We start from the raw sequence: 17836 nt of genomic DNA on the forward strand, positions 1-17836 counted from the left end.
TGCATTAGAAAACGGGTACGGGATGCTCCCGTAACGCCGTCAGCAAAGCCGCGGCACTCGCGCCGCGGCAATCCACAACTGTTTGAGCCCCGGCGGCACGTGCCTGCTCGGCGACTCTTGGGCTTGGCACAAACAACGGCAACTGCGCAATTGCCGGCCAGGCATCGCCGGCCATCTGACGCAGGTGCTCGAAACCCTGTCCACTGCTGACCACCAGCCCGTTCAAGCGTTCCGCTTCGATCCGCTGCGGTAACGCTTGCGGTGCATAGGCTGGCAGCTCGCGTCGATACAATTCCAGATACTCGACACTAGCACCTAGCTCACGCAAGCGCTCGGCAAGCAGTTCGCGCCCACCCTCCCCGCGCAGGATCAACACCTGCGCACCGGGCTGGCTGACCGCCTCACGCAGACGCGGCAATTGCAGCAACGCTTCACTGTCATCGCCCTCAGACGGGAAGTGCGCATCGAGGCCGCGATCCAGAAGAATCTGCGCGGTCGCCGCACCGACACTGAACCACGGCATCGTCAGCGCAGGTGAACCGTCGAGCAACTCCAGTGCAATGCGTGCCGCCGGTTTGCTAACCACGATTACCGCGCTGCAATTCGGCAACTGCGCAATCGCCTGACGAATCTTGTCAGAGACCGGCAGCGCGACAATGTCCAGAAGCGGCAGACAACTACTGAAAACGCCCTGCGCCGCCAACGTCTCGGCCAGCGCCGCACAATCGTCCGCAGGGCGCGTCAGCAGCAGGCGCCAACCGGTCACTCGTGACCTGCCTCGCCGTAGACCGCTTTGAGAATGTCGTCTGCACCTTGGCTGAGCAGGTCTTCAGCGACTTTCACGCCCAGCGCTTCGGCATCGGCGCGCGGAGCACGAGCTTCGGCACTGAGCAGCTTGCCGCCGCTCGGTTCACCGACCAGACCACGCAGCCACAACTGCTCGCCTTCAAGCACGGCGTAGCAGGCGATCGGCACTTGGCAGCCGCCATTCAGATGTTTGTTGAGGGCACGCTCGGCGGTCACGCGCGACGAGGTATCGGCGTGATGCAGTGGTGCGAGCAAGGCGTGGATTTGCGTGTCGGCGCTACGGCATTCGATACCGACTGCGCCCTGGCCACCGGCCGGGAGACTGTCATCGACACTGATCGCCGAAGTGATGCGCTCTTCGAAACCGAGACGTATCAGACCGGCCGCTGCGAGGATGATCGCGTCGTACTCGCCAGCATCAAGTTTGGCCAGACGCGTATTGACGTTACCGCGCAGGAAGCGGATCTCAAGATCCGGGCGACGGGTCAGCAGTTGCGCCTGACGACGCAGACTCGAGGTGCCGACGATGCTGCCGGCAGGCAACGCTTCAAGGCTGTCATAGGTATTGGAAACGAAAGCGTCGCGCGGGTCTTCGCGCTCGCAAATGCAAAACAGACCGAGGCCTTCAGGGAAGTCCATCGGCACGTCTTTCATCGAATGCACGGCGATGTCGGCTTGATTTTCCAGCAGCGCGGTTTCCAGTTCCTTGACGAACAGGCCCTTGCCGCCGATTTTCGACAGCGGCGAATCAAGCAGCTTGTCGCCGCGACTGACCATGGGCACCAGCGTCACCAACAAGCCCGGATGGGCCGCTTCCAGACGGGCTTTGACGTATTCGGCCTGCCAGAGGGCCAGCGCACTTTTACGGGTGGCGATGCGGATTTCGCGAGAGGACATGGATCAATCCGTACTGAATAGATACGGCGGATAATAACAGCTCAGCCAAATCCACTTTGACTTGAATCAGAGTCGGCGCGGCCTCCCTGGCCTGCAATGCCCGGTAAAAAGGAGCTGGAGCCCGGGTTACAGGCCCTGCATCATTTTGCGCACACCGGCCACATGCCGACGGCTGACGATCAGCGCATCACCATTGAGACCTTTGAGGAACAGCTGGAAATGCCCCAGCGGCGTGCGTTGCAGGCGCTCGATGCGGTCACGGGCGACCAGCGCGTTGCGGTGGATACGCACGAAACGCTCGCCGAATTCGTCTTCAAGGGCCTTGAGTGGCTCGTCGAGCAGCACTTCGCCAGCCTCGTGGCGCAAGGTCACGTATTTGTGGTCGGCAATGAAATAGACCACCTGATCCAGCGGGATCAGTTCGATGCCTTTGCGAGTACGCGCGCTGATGTGGCTGCGCGGGCCGGTGCCGCTTTCAGCAGCAGGGCGGGTCAGGGCCGAGAGTTGCGCCCGGTTTGGACGTTCCGCCCGTTTCAGGGCGTCATGCAGATGTTCGGTTCGCACGGGTTTCACCACATAGCCCACGGCGCTGGCCTGCAGGGCTTCCACGGCAAATTCATCGGGGCTGGTGCAAAACACCACGGCGGGCGGCGTTTCTCGTTCGCACAGACGGGCAGCAACCTGCAGGCCATCGAGGCCTGGCATGCGGATATCGAGCAGCACGATATCCGGCTTGTGGCTGTCGATCAGTGCCAACGCCTCCTCGCCATTCGTGGCGCTGGGCTCCAGAACTGTATAACCCTCGAGCTCGCTCACCATTCGGCTGAGGCGCTCGCGAGCGAGTGGTTCGTCATCAACGATCAGGACATTCATATTGCGCTGGATTCCTGCGTGAGTCTCGCACAAGGATAGCGTAGACAGGTGAAGTGACGTCCGTCACCGCGATCCACGCTAAGACTAGCCCGAGCGCCAAAAAGTGCCGTACGTCGGCCAGCAATATTTGCCAGTGTCCGGGTCGTACCGCTCAAAGCCCGCTGTTTCCTGCGTTTTTCACGGGGAATGCCGAAGGACAATTGCACCCACCCCCTCTTCTTATAGTCGGCGACCAGACCTTTGCGCGATCCGCAGTCGCGCCGACCCTTATGTCCTACTGTAGACGCTCGTCGGAACGATATTGCTCAATCGAAAAATATCCTTGCGCAAATCCCCCGGGGCCAGCGCCGACTATGACTGAGCAGATGAGAAAAAAACGTATCGACCAGTGTCAACGACAGGATTGGCAACCCTGTTATTATCCGCGCCAGCGTTTCACGCCTTTTTTCTTCAAGCCGATACGAGCGAATTCATGAGCACTGACAAGACCAATCAGTCCTGGGGCGGCCGCTTCAGTGAACCCGTCGACGCCTTCGTCGCCCGCTTCACCGCCTCCGTCACTTTCGACCAGCGCCTGTATCGCCACGACATCATGGGTTCGATCGCCCACGCCACCATGCTGGCCAAGGTCGGCGTGCTGACCGATGCCGAGCGCGACAGCATCATCGATGGCCTGAAGACCATTCAGGGCGAAATCGAGGCCGGCCAGTTCGACTGGCGCATCGATCTCGAAGACGTGCACATGAACATCGAAGCACGCCTGACCGATCGCATCGGCGTCACCGGTAAAAAGCTGCACACCGGGCGTAGCCGTAACGACCAGGTCGCCACCGACATCCGCCTGTGGCTGCGTGACGAGATCGACCTGATCCTCGCCGAAATCACCCGCCTGCAAAAAGGCCTGCTGGAGCAAGCCGAGCGCGAAGCCGCGAGCATCATGCCAGGCTTCACACACTTGCAGACCGCGCAGCCAGTGACTTTCGGTCACCACATGCTGGCCTGGTTCGAAATGCTCAGCCGCGACTACGAGCGTCTGGTCGACTGCCGCAAGCGCACCAACCGCATGCCGTTGGGCAGCGCCGCGCTGGCCGGCACCACCTACCCGATCGACCGTGAATACACCGCGCAACTGCTGGGTTTCGATGCGGTCGGCGGCAACTCGCTGGACAACGTTTCCGATCGCGACTTCGCCATCGAATTCTGCTCGGCCGCGAGCATCGCGATGATGCACTTGTCGCGTTTCTCCGAAGAGCTGGTGCTGTGGACCAGCGCGCAGTTCCAGTTCATCGATCTGCCGGACCGTTTCTGCACCGGCAGCTCGATCATGCCGCAAAAGAAAAACCCCGACGTGCCAGAGCTGGTACGTGGCAAGACCGGCCGCGTGTTCGGCGCACTGATGGGTCTGCTGACCCTGATGAAAGGCCAGCCGCTGGCCTATAACAAAGACAACCAGGAAGACAAGGAGCCGCTGTTCGACGCCGCCGATACTCTGCGCGATTCGCTGCGGGCCTTTGCCGACATGATCCCGGCGATCAAACCGAAGCACGCGATCATGCGTGAAGCGGCGTTGCGCGGTTTCTCCACCGCGACCGACCTGGCAGATTATCTGGTGCGTCGTGGTTTGCCGTTCCGTGATTGCCACGAAATCGTTGGCCATGCCGTTAAGTACGGCGTCGACACTGGCAAGGATCTGGCCGAGATGAGCCTGGAAGAACTGCGTCAGTTCAGCGATCAGATCGAGCAGGATGTGTTTGCCGTGCTGACGCTGGAAGGCTCTGTGAATGCCCGTGACCATATCGGCGGGACTGCGCCGGCGCAGGTCAAGGCAGCGGTAGTACGCGGCCAGGCCCTGATCGCCAGCCGCTAAAAGCAAAATCTTCGCGAGCAGGCTCGCTCCCACATTTGGATTTTTGCTGAACACAAATTTGTGGCTGACAAAAATCCCCTGTGGGAGCGAGCCTGCTCGCGAATGCGATCTTCAGAGCACCAGAAACATCACTTCTTGGCAGCGATCATCGCCAAAAACGCCGGCATCGCCGCCTCCTTGTCCGCTGCAATCTTCTGCACATGCGGATTCTGCTCTAGCCGCTCCAACAACGCCTTGGCCTGGGGCATCTCCGCCAGCAAATCAATCCCGAACAGCTTTTGCCCGACTGCACAGGCCAGCGGCACGCTGTAGAGGAAATACAAATCGGCAATGCTCAAGCTGTCGCCCGCCACGTACGGAGCGAATTTGCCGTGCCGGCCTAGCGCCGCAAAACCCAGCTGCAATTCAGTCTTGGTCTTTTCCTTGATCGCATCCGGCAAGGTCATGCCGAAAAATGCTTCGCCATAACAGGCACGCCCCGGCAGCTCGATGTACAGCTCGATTTCCTTGGCAATCGCCAACACCTGCGCACGCTCGAACGGATCTCTCGGCAGCAGCGGCGAGCCTTTCTGGGTCTGTTCGAGGTATTCAAGGATGATCGCGGTTTCGTTGACGAAACCCGCGTCCACGCCCAGTACAGGGACTTTGCCGCGCGGGCTGATGGCCAGTGATTCCGGTGTCGGCGTCGGGTAGAAGGTGACCTCTTCGAACGGCAGGCCTTTTTCCAGCAGCGCCAGTTTGACCATGTTGTAGTAGTTGCTGACTGAGAATCCGTAGAGCTTGAACATCACATAGCCTCCAGGCCGTGCGGGGTGGGCAGTGCCTGTTTATAGATCGTCAAGGCGAATCCCGCCAGCAGCATCACACCGCTGAATGCGGGTAAACTGGCGCCTTTCCTTGAGGAGCCTGCCATGAGCGAGCCGACAGACATCGACAATGACAACGACGAAGAAGAGTTCACCGAAGCGACGTTGATCGAAGCCATCGAGAACCAGATCGAAAGCGACAACCCGCCGGCCGCCAAAGCGACGTTCAACAAGCTGACCCTGGTCGGCGTTGAGCGGGAAGAGATCCTCAATCTGATGGCACATGTGCTGGCTTACGAGATTGACGCGATGCTGGATGAAGATCGTGCGTTCAATACCGAATGGTATGAAGCGGCGTTGCGTGCATTGCCAGAGTTGCCACCGGAAAAAGCCTAAGATCAAAAGATCGCAGCCTTCGGCAGCTCCTACACAAATCCCCTGTAGGAGCTGCCGAAGGCTGCGATCTTTTTTATGGGGACTACACTGGAATTCGCCTCAAGACAAAATCCCTGATCTGAACACTGGACATGCCGCAAAAGCGGGTTCACCTTAGGGGCGCTGTCGTCTAATTCCTAGAAAGTCTGGAGTCCTTATGTCGCTTACCCCTGAGCTGGTTGCCGAACTGGAAGTCCTCGCACTCTTTCCCCTGGACAGTTCCCAGGAAGGTTTGAAAATCCATCAGACCGCTGCCCCGAAACACATTTCTGCCGCCAAACGTCTCTTTGAAAAAGACCTGACCGATCAGCCCGACGGCGGTTATCTGACCAGCCTCGGCCGCGACGCCGCACAAAATGTGCAAACCGTGCTGACCATTCTCAGAGAGCAGGAAACAGCCTGATTTTCCCCTGACTTCGCCCACGGGAACTCCCGCCAAGGGATTTCCGCGGGCCTGCCCGGGCGTCAACCGCCACTGCACGATAGAAATCTGACGTCAAAAAACAAAATCAGCTTAAAAGTCCCGCTGCGCTAAGGCTAAACTGCCTGACATTCCGAGACCCTCTACGTCCGTGCCTGCGAGCCGGTTTGAGCTGACATGACGCGCACCCACGAAATCCGCCCCGACCTGGACGAGGGAATAGACCGCAAGGTACTCAGCCAGCTGCGCGCGCGCTTTCTCAAACTCAATGAAGGCCGCCTCGGCCGCGCACTGGAAGGATTGTCGACGCGCCAGCAAGGCGTACTGACGCTGCTGCCGCTGTTCTTCCACGTCAATCATCCGCTGTTACCGGGGTATGTCTCGGGCAGTACGCCGGCCGGCCTGTCCAATTATGAGCCGGATGCCAACGCGCTTGCCGAAGCCCAGCGCCTGACCCGTTCGTTTTCCTACAAGCCGCGCCATGGCAGCAATCCGCCGCGACCGATTCATGGCCTGTTCCTGATGGGCAGCCTTGGCACGCTGGCGCAGGCCGATCAGAGCGATATGGACGTGTGGGTTTGTCACGCGCCGGACCTGAGCGAAAGCGAACTCGCTGAATTGAGCAAAAAATGTCAGTTGCTCGAAACCTGGGCGGCGAGCCAGGGTGCCGAGGCGCATTTCTTCCTGATCGACCCGGTGCGCTTCGTCAAAGGCGAACGCGACACTCAGCTCAGTTCGGAAAACTGCGGAACCACTCAGCACTATCTGCTGCTCGACGAGTTTTATCGCACCGCGATCTGGCTCGCCGGACGTACGCCGATCTGGTGGCTGGTACCGGTCTACGAAGAGAACGCCTACGACCTCTATACCCACACCCTGCTCTCGAAGCGTTTTATCCGCGCCGACGAAACCCTCGACCTTGGCCATCTGGCGACAATTCCACCGGGGGAATTCATCGGCGCCGGTTTGTGGCAATTGTTCAAGGGCATCGAATCGCCGTACAAATCGGTGCTGAAACTGTTGCTGACCGAGGTCTATGCCAGCGAGCACCCGCAGGTTCAGTGCCTGAGCCTGCGCTTCAAGAAAGCCGTGTTCGCCAATCAGCTGGATCTGGACGAGCTGGATCCGTACATGGTCGTGTACCGCCGGATCGAGGAATACCTGACGGCGCGTAATGAACCGGAAAGGCTGGAACTGGTACGCCGCGCCCTGTATCTGAAGGTCAACCGCAAACTGACCGGCACCAGCCGCAGTCAGGGCTGGCAGCGCTCCCTGCTGGAAAAGCTGGCCGGCGAATGGCATTGGGATCAGCGGCAACTGGCCCTGCTCGACAGTCGCAGCCAGTGGAAAGTCCGCCAGGTCAGCGCCGAACGCCGCGCACTGGTCAATGAACTGAACTACAGCTATCGCTTCCTGACCCAGTTCGCCCGCACCGAGCAGACTGTCAGCCTGATCAACAAGCGTGACCTCAATGTGCTCGGCCGCCGGCTCTACGCCGCCTTCGAACGCAAAGCCGACAAGATCGAGTTCATCAATCCCGGCATCGCCCCGGATCTGGCCGAAGACACCCTGACGCTGGTGCAGTCGCGCAACAAAAAGGAACCGGGGCAAACCCAGTGGGGCCTGTACAACGGCAGCCTCACGGCGCAGGAGTGGGAACACTTCGCGCCGATCAAGCGCAGCCGCGAGTTGCTCGAACTGCTGACCTGGTGCCATCGCAACGGCGTGATCGACAGCAGCACCCGCCTGGCGCTGCATCCCGGCACCAGCGACCTGAGTGAGTTCGAGTTGTTCAACCTGCTCGGCAGCCTGCAACAGTGCATCGCCCTGCCCTTGCCCACCGTGTCCGAAGAGCCGCTGCTGCGCGCCGCCGTGCCGAGCGAAGTGCTGATACTGGTCAACGTCGGTGTCGACCCGCTCAAGCATCACCGCGACCTGAACATCCTGATGACCACCGAGCGCACGGACTCGCTGAGCTACGCCGGTGTACGCGAAAATCTGGTGCTGACGCTGGATCAGGTCACGCTCAACAGCTGGAATGAAGTGCTGGTCAACCGCTTCGACGGGCCGCACGCCCTGCTCGACTGCCTGCGCGATTACCTCAACAACCTGCCACGCGGGCCGTTGCAGCCGTCGCTTAAGGTGCGTTGCTTCTGCCACAACCGCGCGCAATTCATTGCCCGGCGCGTCGAGGAAATCGTCGATACCGCGCAGAACCTGTTGCTCAGCGACTTGAATCACCGCTACCTGATCCAGGTGCAGCAGCACTATCACGTGCTGGAGTTGGTGCCGGGCCAGGTCAACCACGTTGCCCTCGCCACCCTGCCGGCGCTGCTCGATTACCTCGGCGAAGAACAGCCGCGCTACAGCCCGCTGCACCTGGACCCGATGGCGCTGGAAGAACACGACCTCGCGCTGATCCTGCCGATGGGTCAGCCGGAATGCATTCAGGTGTTCTACCGCATCACCGAGCAGCAGGCCGAGCTGTATGTGCTGGATGAGTTCAACGCGTTGTGGCTGCAACAATTGCCGTACCACGATGAACAGAGTTTGTTGGTACCGCTGCAGCGCTTTTTGCAATCGATCCTGTTCCGCCGCGAAGCCGTGCTGCCGATGGACGCCGGCCCCGAGGGTCGCCTCGAAACTTTGTATTACCAGTTATTGCCTTCCGGCCCGGGGCGTGCGCGCCGGGTCGAAGCGCGACCAGCACCGCAGACGCCGGTGAACAAGCCGTTTTATGACGTGCAGGCGATCGTCGGCAAAGCCGCACCGGGGGAAGTGCAAGTCACCTTGTATTGCAATCAACGGGAATTCAGCGAGCTGGAACATGGCGACCAGCTGTTCAGCGTGGTCGCCAGGGAGATCGTCGAGCAGCGCCGCGAAAGCGAACGCTATCGCTGCTACATCACCGACCTCGACCTTTCGGGCCTGCTCGGTGACGGGCAAAGTTCAAGCAATCTGTATCTGCGCTACAAGGCTGACCTGGAGCGCGCTCTGAACGAGGCACTCGAACAGGTCTGAGGCGGGCTTACTCGCGGAAATCACCGCCGTTGGCCGGCTGCGACTCGACTTCGAGCAAGGTCAGCTTGAGGGTCTTGCCACCTGGTGCTGGCCAGTCGATGTGCTGACCGACTTTCAGGCCCAGCAGCGCACTGCCAACCGGTGCCAGAATGGAAATCTTGCCTTCGTCAGCGTTGGCATCCTTGGGATAGACCAGCGTCAGGTGGTAATCCTTGCCACTGCCTTCTTCGCGGCAATGCACGCGCGAATTCATGGTCACGACATCGGCGGGCACTTCATCGTGGCCGACCACGGTGTCGGCGCGGTCCAGTTCGGTTTGCAGCGCAATCACGCCCGGTGCAGCCTGATCTTTCTCGTTCAGGCTGTCGATCAGGCGCTCCAGACGTTGCACGTCCAGACGGGTAAGGGTGATGGAAGGTGCGGTCATGATCCGGGCAGACTCCTTTCTTCTGCACACAAAAAAAGCAAAACCCCGCCAAAAAAGACGGGGTTTTCACCGTGCCTCGGTGGTTTGAGGCGTCTGCGGACACTATCACAGCTCAAAAAATATACAAGCCACCCACCCGGCCACCCCTGTAAGAGCTGCCGCAGGCTGCGATCTTTGCTTTTAAAGATTCAAGATCAAAAGATCGCAGCCTTCGGCAGCTCCTACATTGAGGAGTTGCGGCGTTCTGCGGCCTGGGCGCAGATGACCCGGCGGCGCTGATCGTCCGCCGAGCGCCATTCGCGGATGTCCTCGACATGCCGGAAGCAGCCCAGGCAAACCTTCTGTTCGTCCAGTCGGCACACGCCGCTGCACGGCGAAGGCACGGCCGGGCTGATGTTGCTGTAAAGCGGCTTCGGCGGACGAACGGGAGCGGTGTCAGTCACGGAATCACAGACCTTCGAAATCGAATTCGGCGCCGGCCTGCTGCTTGACGATGCGCTCGAGCATTTCGCCCAATTGCTCTTCGCTCTTGTCGCACATCCAGCGCTCGCTTTCTTCATCGTAGTCGAAGTGGAAACCACCGGACACCGCCGCCAGCCACAGCTGACGCAGCGGCTCCTGACGACTGAAGATCAGCTGCGAGCCGTTTTCGAACTTGACGGTGAGCACACCGGCCGAGTTCTCCATGTCGATATCCAGGTCGCTTTCGTCAAAGATGTCTTCCAGTTTTTCCTGGGTTTCATCGACCAGATCGTGGAAACGGGCTTCGGACAAACTCATTGCGGCAACCTCAAAAAATGTCTGATCAGGCTCAAGCGCCGAAAGATACGGACGCGCCTCACTGATTGCAAAGAATAACGACCAAGCACCTCAATGGCACTGCAGACACCGTACCTGTGGGAGCGGGCTTGCTCGCGAAGAGGCCGGCACATCCAAGATATTTGCCGCCTGAACCAGCGCTTTCGCGAGCAAGCCCGCTCCCACAGGGGTTTGTGCGTCTGCAGCAAGCCCCGCCGGACGGGAGGGGCATCACATAGGCAAGCTGCCGGGTGGCCGGTATACTCCGGCGCAATTAACGCATTTTCAAGGATTTCGCCATGAAGCGCCTGATCTCTTCCCTTGCTGCGCTCGTCGCGGTTGCCTGCCTTGTTTCGGCCTGCGGTCAAAAAGGCCCGCTGTACCTGCCGGATGACAGCCAGGACCCGGCCGAGCAAGCCAAATCGTCGCAACAACAACCTGCCTCCAAGGCGCACAAGCACGACGTTTACCAATAAGGGATCGCCATGGACGCTTTTAACTACCGTGGCGGCGAACTGTTCGCGGAAGGTGTGGCGCTCTGCGCCATTGCCGACCGCTTCGGCACGCCTACCTACGTTTACTCGCGCGCGCACATCGAAGCTCAGTATCTGGCCTTTGCCGATGCGCTGGCCGGCATGCCGCACCTGGTCTGCTTTGCGGTCAAAGCCAACTCCAACCTTGGCGTACTGAATGTCCTGGCCCGTCTCGGCGCCGGTTTCGACATCGTTTCCCGTGGCGAGCTGGAACGCGTACTCGCCGCTGGCGGTAGCCCTGACAAGATCGTTTTCTCCGGCGTCGGCAAGACCCGTGACGACATGCGTCGTGCGCTGGAAGTCGGCGTGCACTGCTTCAACGTCGAATCCACCGACGAGCTCGAGCGCCTGCAAGTAGTCGCCGCCGAGCTGGGCGTTCGTGCACCGGTATCGCTGCGCGTGAACCCGGACGTCGATGCCGGCACCCACCCGTACATTTCCACCGGTCTCAAAGAGAACAAGTTCGGCATCGCCATCGCCGACGCCGAAGACGTGTACGTACGCGCCGCGCATCTGCCGAACCTGGAAGTGGTCGGTGTCGACTGCCACATCGGTTCGCAACTGACCACGCTGCCGCCATTCCTCGATGCGCTCGACCGTCTGCTGGATCTGGTCGATCGTCTTGGCGATTGCGGCATTCACCTGCGCCACATCGATCTCGGTGGTGGTTTGGGTGTGCGTTATCGTGATGAAGAGCCGCCTTTGGCTGCCGATTACATCAAGGCTGTGCGCGAGCGTCTGAACGGTCGTGATCTGGCGCTGGTGTTCGAGCCGGGCCGTTTCATCGTTGCCAACGCCGGCGTGCTGCTGACTCAGGTCGAGTACCTCAAGCACACTGAGCACAAAGACTTCGCCATCGTCGACGCGGCGATGAACGACCTGATCCGCCCGGCGCTGTATCAGGCGTGGATGGACGTTACCGCGGTCAAGCCGCGTGACACCGCTGCGCGCAAATACGACATCGTCGGCCCGATCTGCGAAACCGGTGACTTCCTCGCCAAGGACCGCGAACTGGCATTGGCCGAAGGCGATCTGCTGGCCGTGCATTCGGCCGGCGCCTACGGTTTTGTGATGAGTTCCAACTACAACACTCGCGGCCGTGCTGCCGAAGTGCTGGTAGACGGTGACAAGGTATTTGAAGTGCGCCGCCGCGAAACCGTGGCCGAGCTGTTTGCCGGCGAAAGCCTGCTGCCGGAGTAACCCATGCTGCTGCGTTTTACCAAAATGCACGGCTTGGGCAATGACTTCATGGTTCTCGACCTGGTCAGCCAGCACGCGCATATTCAGCCAAAGCACGCCAAGCAATGGGGCGACCGCCACACCGGCATCGGTTTCGACCAGTTGCTGATCGTCGAGGCGCCGAGCAACCCGGATGTAGATTTCCGCTATCGGATCTTCAACTCCGACGGCTCGGAAGTTGAGCAGTGCGGCAACGGTGCACGCTGCTTTGCGCGCTTCGTGCTCGACAAGCGTCTGACCGCGAAACGGCAGATTCGCGTCGAGACCAAGGGCGGCATCATCGAACTGGATGTGCGTAACGACGGCCAGATCGGCGTGAACATGGGCGCCCCGCGTCTGGTGCCGGCGGATATTCCGTTCCAGGCGCCAGCGCAGGCCATCAGCTATCAGCTGGAAGTCGACGGCACCACGGTCGAACTCGCCGCTGTGTCGATGGGCAACCCGCATGCGGTGCTGCGCGTACAGGACATCAACAGTGCACCGGTGCATGACCTGGGGCCTAAAATCGAACACCATCCGCGCTTCCCGGCGCGGGTCAATGTCGGTTTCCTCCAGGTCATCGACCGTAATCGTGCGCAATTGCGCGTGTGGGAACGTGGCGCCGGGGAAACCCAGGCCTGCGGCACCGGCGCGTGTGCAGCGGCTGTCGCCGCGATCAGCCAGGGGTGGATGGATTCGCCGCTATTGATCGACCTGCCTGGCGGGCGCCTGTCCATTGAATGGGCAGGCCCTGGCCAACCGGTACTGATGACCGGTCCGGCAGTTCGTGTATACGAAGGACAAGTACGTCTTTGAGTGAGCAGAAACCATGACCGATAAGCCTCAGGTACCCGCCCGACAGTCCGACGAATCAGCGTCCGAGAGCCTCGAGGCGGCAGCGGTTGCCGCATACCTCGAGGCGCATCCGGACTTCTTCGTCGAGCACGAAGAACTGCTGCCCGCCCTGCGCATTCCTCACCAACGCGGTGACACCGTTTCGCTGGTCGAGCGGCAGATGACCATTCTGCGCGACCGCAATATCGAGATGCGTCATCGCCTCTCACAGTTGATGGATGTCGCCCGCGACAACGATCGCCTGTTCGACAAGACCCGTCGCCTGATCCTCGCCCTGATGGACGCCGCCAGCCTGGAAGACGTGGTGATTAGCGTCGAAGACAGTCTGCGTCAGGATTTTCAGGTGCCTTTTGTCAGCCTGATCCTGCTCGGCGACAACCCGGCGCCGGTCGGGCGCTGGGTCAGCCACGCCGACGCCCAGGTCGCCATCGGCGGCCTGCTCACTGAGGGCAAAAGCGTCAGCGGCAGCCTGCGTGAGCACGAACTGGACTTCCTCTTCGGTGAAGAACAGCGCAAGCAGATCGGCTCCACTGCCGTCGTCGCAGTCAGCCATGAAGGTATCCACGGCATCCTGGCGATCGCCAGCCGTGACCCGCAGCACTACAAGAGTTCGGTCGGTACGCTGTTCCTCAGCTACATCGCCGAAGTCATGGGCCGCGTGCTGCCACGGGTCAACAGCTCCCTGCGCTCGGTACGCTGAGCATGGAACGGCAACTGGACGCTTACTGCGAACACCTGCGCAGTGAGCGACAGGTGTCGCCGCACACGCTGTCGGCCTACCGCCGCGACCTCGATAAAGTTCTCGGCTGGTGCGTCAAACAAAACATCGGCAGTTGGTCTGCGCTGGACATTCAGCGCCTGCGCAGCCTGATTGCTCGCTTGCATGCGCAAGGGCAGTCCTCGCGCAGCCTCGCCCGACTGCTCTCGGCGGTGCGCGGGCTCTATCACTATCTGAATCGTGAAGGTCTTTGCGACCATGATCCGGCGACCGGTCTGGCCCCCCCGAAAGGCGAGCGCCGCCTGCCGAAAACCCTCGACACTGACCGTGCGCTGCAACTGCTCGAAGGTGCGGTAGAAGATGATTTTCTCGCGCGGCGCGATCAGGCGATTCTTGAGCTGTTCTATTCTTCCGGCCTGCGCCTTTCCGAACTGACCGGGCTCAATCTCGATCAGCTCGACCTCGCCGATGGCATGGTTCAAGTGCTCGGCAAAGGCAGTAAAACCCGTCTGCTGCCGGTCGGCAAAAAGGCCCGCGAAGCAATCGAACAATGGTTGCCGTTGCGCGCGATGGCCAATCCGGCGGATGACGCCGTGTTCGTCAGCCAGCAAGGTCGGCGCCTCGGCCCGCGAGCGATTCAGGTGCGGGTCAAACTGGCCGGCGAACGCGAACTGGGGCAGAACCTGCACCCGCACATGCTGCGGCATTCCTTCGCCAGCCATTTGCTCGAATCCTCGCAGGATCTGCGCGCGGTGCAGGAATTGCTCGGCCACTCCGACATCAAGACCACGCAGATCTACACCCACCTGGACTTCCAGCACCTGGCGGCGGTCTACGACAGCGCCCACCCACGGGCCAAACGCATGAAAGGCGACGATTCATGAGCATCCAGTTGATCACCTTCGATCTCGACGACACCCTCTGGGACACCGCTCCGGTAATCGTCAGCGCCGAAGCGGTATTGCGCGAATGGCTGAGCGAACACGCGCCAAATCTGGGCGCGGTGCCGGTGGAGCATTTGTGGGCAATTCGTGAGCGTGTATTGGCTAGCGAACCGGGGCTGAAACATCGGATTAGCGCGCTACGTCGACGTGTTTTGTTTCATGCGATGGAAGACGCTGGATATGCCCATGGCGAAGCCACCGACTTGGCAGACAAGGGTTTTGAAGTGTTTCTGCATGCGCGACATCAGATCGAAGTGTTTCCTGAAGTAGAACCGGTGCTGGAGATTCTTGCCAATCACTATGCCCTTGGCGTAGTCACCAATGGCAATGCCGATGTAGGCCGTTTGGGTCTGGCGGATTACTTCAAGTTTGCGCTGTGCGCGGAAGATATTGGCATCGCCAAACCGGATGCGCGACTGTTTCACGAAGCGTTGCAGCGCGGTGGCGCCACCGCCGAAACCGCCGTGCACATCGGTGATCATCCGGGCGATGACATCGCCGGGGCGCAGCAGGCCGGGATGCGGGCGATCTGGTTCAACCCGGCGGGTAAACCGTGGGAAGCGGACCGTCTGCCGGATGCCGAAATCCGTAACCTCAGCGACTTGCCAGCCGTGCTTGCACGCTGGAACCGCTGAAAAGATCGCAGTCTGCGGCAGCTCCTACAGGGAAACGCATTCCAATGTAGGAGCTGCCGAAGGCTGCGATCTTTTGATCTTCTCATCACCCATGAAAAAGCCCGCAGCGACGGCGGGCTTTTTCAGCAAGCAAGCGGCACGCCTCAGATAGGGCGGCTACCGTACTTGTTGTCCGGCTTCTTCGGAGGATCGGCGACCACATTGGCCTCCACTTCCTGAACCTTGCCGCCGCGCGACAGGAACTCTTCCATGGCCTTGGCCAGGGCGTCGCGTTCCTTGTTCTTGGCTTCAATGCTCGGCAACTCGTCTACCGACACCGCAGCCTTGGCTTTGCCTTTGGCAGCCGGAGCCGGCGTATCGTCGCCACCATCGTCATCAGCAACGTCTTCCGCTGCTGCTTCCAGGCCTTCCTCGGCCTCGTCTTCGTCGCCTACTTCGAGGTCGTCGTTTTCCAGATCATCGTCGCTCATGTTCTACCTCATGACTTGCGAAAAGCAGATTAGTTATAGACCAGCTTTGGCAACTGTCGAAAGTCGCCGTTAAAAAATCGTTAACCGCTGCTGACCAGCGGTTATGCCCCTTCACCGTGCAAGGTGGCGAGGACTTTTCGGGCACCGCCATGATCACGGTGCTCGCCCAGATAAACGCCTTGCCAAGTCCCCAGTGCCAGCCGACCTGCCGAAACCGGCAGACTGATCTGGCAACCAAGCACGCTGGCCTTGAAGTGCGCCGGGAGGTCGTCCAGGCCTTCGTCGTTATGCTCATAGCCGTCTGTTCCTTGTGGGATCAGACGATTGAAAAATCGTTCGAAGTCGCGACGGACCGCCGGATCGGCGTTCTCGTTGATGGTCAACGACGCCGAGGTGTGCTGCAGCCACAAATGCAACAGTCCGACCCGGCACGCCCTGAGTTCAGGCAGGCCTTTGATCAACTCGTCCGTTACCAGATGAAAGCCCCGGGGCCGTGCCCGCAGGGTTATCAGAGTCTGTTGCCACATACAGTTCTCCGCACGTTCGGGGCGCATTCTAGCGCGCTCTGGGAAAAAACAAAGGCCCTAATATTCCTGCAATGATGTAAGCCATTGGCCGCAGAAAAACGCCCGCCGTAAACACGACCAAAGCCGTAGGAAAAATCCTTTCAGCCTTCACTTCAATGACAAATCCCGGACAAAAAAATGCCCGGCAAGCCGGGCAATTTTTTTGCTACGCGTACTTACAGGTTGTAGCCGCGTTCGTTGTGTTGTGCCAGATCGAGGCCGACCGACTCTTCTTCCTCGGTCACACGCAGACCCATGACGGCGTCGAGGACCTTGAGGATGATGAAGGTAACGATCGCCGTGTAGATGACAGTGAAACCGACGCCTTTGCACTGAATCCACACTTGTGCGGCGATGTCGGTCACGGTGCCGAAGCCGCCCAGCGACGGTGCAGCGAAGACACCGGTAAGGATCGCGCCGAGGATACCGCCGATACCGTGCACGCCGAACGCATCCAGGGAATCGTCATAACCGAGTTTGCGTTTCAGCGTGGTGGCGCAGAAGAAGCACACCACGCCTGCGGCCAGACCGATCACCAGTGCGCCCATCGGGCCCACGGTGCCAGCAGCCGGAGTGATCGCTACCAGACCGGCAACCACACCCGAAGCGATACCCAGTGCGCTAGGTTTGCCGTGAGTGATCCACTCGGCAAACATCCAGCCCAGTGCCGCCGCAGCGGTAGCGATCTGGGTCACCAGCATCGCCATGCCGGCGGTGCCGTTGGCGGCTGCAGCGGAACCGGCGTTGAAGCCGAACCAGCCGACCCACAGCATCGCTGCGCCCATCAAGGTGTAACCAAGATTGTGCGGAGCCATCGGCGTGGTCGGGAAGCCTTTGCGCTTGCCCAACACCAGGCAGCAGATCAGACCGGCCACACCGGCGTTGATGTGCACCACGGTGCCGCCTGCGAAGTCGAGCACGCCCCAGTCCCACAGCAGGCCGCCGTTACCGGACCAGACCATGTGGGCAATCGGTGCGTAAACCAGGGTGAACCAGATGCCCATGAAGATCAGCATCGCGGAGAACTTCATCCGCTCGGCGAACGCACCGACGATCAGCGCCGGGGTGATGATCGCGAAGGTCATCTGGAAGGTGACGAATACCGCCTCGGGGAACAACGCCGCAGGCCCGGTCAGGCTGGCTGGCGTGATGCCGGCGAGGAACGCCTTGCCGAAACCGCCGACAAAAGAATTGAAGTTGACGACGCCCTGCTCCATGCCGGTGGTGTCGAACGCGATGCTGTAGCCATAAATGACCCACAGGACGCTGATCAGACCGGTAATGGCGAAGCACTGCATCATCACGGAAAGAATGTTTTTCGAGCGAACCATGCCGCCGTAGAACAGCGCCAGGCCCGGGATGGTCATGAACAGCACGAGGGCTGTCGAGGTGAGCATCCAGGCAGTGTCGCCGGAATTGAGGACCGGGGCCGCCACTTCGTCTGCCGCCATAGCAAGGCCGGGCATTACGATAGACAACAGGGCTCCTAGCCCTGCGAATTTACGCAGAGTCATATTGTTTTCTCCTGGGGCGTTGGGGTTTGTG

General features: G+C 60.3%; 20 protein-coding genes. 10 read left to right on the top strand and 10 right to left on the bottom strand.

Annotated features, from left to right (window positions below; translation table 11 throughout):
• Positions 1–4 precede the first annotated feature (4 nt).
• From C2E19_RS28690 to C2E19_RS28700, 3 genes are all read right to left on the bottom strand, one after another.
• Positions 5–766: a uroporphyrinogen-III synthase gene (locus C2E19_RS28690; protein ID WP_129396025.1), complete on the bottom strand. Its 762-nt coding sequence runs from the start codon at positions 764–766 to the stop codon at positions 5–7.
• Entirely contained in the window at positions 763–1704 is a 942-nt protein-coding gene (hemC, locus tag C2E19_RS28695) for a hydroxymethylbilane synthase (protein ID WP_129396026.1), read from the bottom strand. The genes C2E19_RS28690 and hemC overlap by 4 nt, the downstream gene beginning before the upstream one ends.
• Positions 1705–1830: 126 nt before the next feature.
• Entirely contained in the window at positions 1831–2577 is a 747-nt protein-coding gene (locus C2E19_RS28700) for a LytTR family DNA-binding domain-containing protein (RefSeq protein ID WP_007911111.1), read from the bottom strand.
• Between the two features lie 472 nt (positions 2578–3049).
• Between C2E19_RS28700 and argH the strand changes: the two genes are divergently transcribed.
• Positions 3050–4444 carry an argininosuccinate lyase gene (gene argH, locus C2E19_RS28710; RefSeq protein ID WP_007911110.1) on the top strand — a complete coding sequence of 465 codons (1395 nt, stop codon included), beginning with the start codon at positions 3050–3052 and terminating at the stop codon, positions 4442–4444.
• Positions 4445–4572: 128 nt separating this feature from the next.
• On the opposite strand, the gene C2E19_RS28715 is transcribed toward argH, so the two are convergent.
• Positions 4573–5232, bottom strand: a complete 660-nt coding sequence (locus C2E19_RS28715) for a glutathione S-transferase family protein (protein WP_129396027.1) — start codon at positions 5230–5232, stop codon at positions 4573–4575.
• Between the two features lie 123 nt (positions 5233–5355).
• On the opposite strand from C2E19_RS28715, the gene C2E19_RS28720 reads away from it, so the two are divergent.
• From C2E19_RS28720 to C2E19_RS28730, 3 genes are all read left to right on the top strand, one after another.
• A complete protein-coding gene (locus C2E19_RS28720) occupies positions 5356–5646 on the top strand; it encodes a hypothetical protein (protein WP_129396028.1) in 291 nt (96 codons plus the stop codon).
• Between the two features lie 196 nt (positions 5647–5842).
• Positions 5843–6088, top strand: a complete 246-nt coding sequence (locus C2E19_RS28725) for a TIGR02647 family protein (protein ID WP_008084565.1) — start codon at positions 5843–5845, stop codon at positions 6086–6088.
• A 195-nt stretch (positions 6089–6283) separates the two neighbouring features.
• A complete protein-coding gene (locus C2E19_RS28730) occupies positions 6284–9127 on the top strand; it encodes a class I adenylate cyclase (RefSeq protein WP_129396029.1) in 2844 nt (947 codons plus the stop codon).
• A gap of 7 nt (positions 9128–9134) precedes the next feature.
• Here C2E19_RS28730 and rnk read toward each other — a convergent pair whose 3' ends face one another.
• From rnk to cyaY, 3 genes are all read right to left on the bottom strand, one after another.
• The gene (gene rnk, locus C2E19_RS28735; RefSeq protein WP_129396030.1) at positions 9135–9554 is read right to left on the bottom strand and encodes a nucleoside diphosphate kinase regulator; all 420 of its coding nucleotides are present in this window, start codon (positions 9552–9554) and stop codon (positions 9135–9137) included.
• A 221-nt stretch (positions 9555–9775) separates the two neighbouring features.
• Complete coding sequence (locus C2E19_RS28740; protein WP_129396031.1) at positions 9776–9997, bottom strand: DUF1289 domain-containing protein; 222 nt, start codon at positions 9995–9997, stop codon at positions 9776–9778.
• A 4-nt stretch (positions 9998–10001) separates the two neighbouring features.
• Positions 10002–10334: an iron donor protein CyaY gene (gene cyaY, locus C2E19_RS28745; RefSeq protein WP_007911100.1), complete on the bottom strand. Its 333-nt coding sequence runs from the start codon at positions 10332–10334 to the stop codon at positions 10002–10004.
• Positions 10335–10651: 317 nt separating this feature from the next.
• On the opposite strand from cyaY, the gene C2E19_RS28755 reads away from it, so the two are divergent.
• From C2E19_RS28755 to C2E19_RS28780, 6 genes are read left to right on the top strand one after another with little or no spacing between them, the layout of a single operon-like run.
• Complete coding sequence (locus tag C2E19_RS28755; protein ID WP_129396033.1) at positions 10652–10828, top strand: lipoprotein; 177 nt, start codon at positions 10652–10654, stop codon at positions 10826–10828.
• Positions 10829–10837: 9 nt separating this feature from the next.
• The gene (gene lysA / locus C2E19_RS28760; RefSeq protein WP_129396034.1) at positions 10838–12085 is read left to right on the top strand and encodes a diaminopimelate decarboxylase; all 1248 of its coding nucleotides are present in this window, start codon (positions 10838–10840) and stop codon (positions 12083–12085) included.
• Between the two features lie 3 nt (positions 12086–12088).
• A complete protein-coding gene (gene dapF, locus C2E19_RS28765; protein ID WP_129396035.1) occupies positions 12089–12919 on the top strand; it encodes a diaminopimelate epimerase in 831 nt (276 codons plus the stop codon).
• 13 nt (positions 12920–12932) lie between these two features.
• On the top strand, positions 12933–13658 hold the full coding sequence (locus C2E19_RS28770; protein WP_129396036.1) for a DUF484 family protein: 726 nt from the start codon (positions 12933–12935) through the stop codon (positions 13656–13658).
• Positions 13659–13660: 2 nt separating this feature from the next.
• Positions 13661–14560, top strand: a complete 900-nt coding sequence (gene xerC / locus C2E19_RS28775; RefSeq protein WP_129396037.1) for a tyrosine recombinase XerC — start codon at positions 13661–13663, stop codon at positions 14558–14560.
• A complete protein-coding gene (locus C2E19_RS28780) occupies positions 14557–15255 on the top strand; it encodes an HAD family hydrolase (RefSeq protein ID WP_129396038.1) in 699 nt (232 codons plus the stop codon). The genes xerC and C2E19_RS28780 overlap by 4 nt, the downstream gene beginning before the upstream one ends.
• 143 nt (positions 15256–15398) lie before the next feature.
• On the opposite strand, the gene sutA is transcribed toward C2E19_RS28780, so the two are convergent.
• From sutA to C2E19_RS28795, 3 genes are all read right to left on the bottom strand, one after another.
• Positions 15399–15725, bottom strand: a complete 327-nt coding sequence (gene sutA, locus C2E19_RS28785; protein WP_007920420.1) for a transcriptional regulator SutA — start codon at positions 15723–15725, stop codon at positions 15399–15401.
• Between the two features lie 101 nt (positions 15726–15826).
• Positions 15827–16252: a secondary thiamine-phosphate synthase enzyme YjbQ gene (locus C2E19_RS28790; RefSeq protein ID WP_129396039.1), complete on the bottom strand. Its 426-nt coding sequence runs from the start codon at positions 16250–16252 to the stop codon at positions 15827–15829.
• Positions 16253–16467: 215 nt separating this feature from the next.
• The gene (locus C2E19_RS28795) at positions 16468–17805 is read right to left on the bottom strand and encodes an ammonium transporter (protein WP_064116402.1); all 1338 of its coding nucleotides are present in this window, start codon (positions 17803–17805) and stop codon (positions 16468–16470) included.
• Between the last annotated feature and the right edge of the window lie 31 nt (positions 17806–17836).

It is taken from the genome of Pseudomonas sp. DTU12.3 (genome assembly GCF_004124275.1).
Taxonomy (GTDB): Bacteria; Pseudomonadota; Gammaproteobacteria; order Pseudomonadales; family Pseudomonadaceae; genus Aquipseudomonas; species Aquipseudomonas helmanticensis.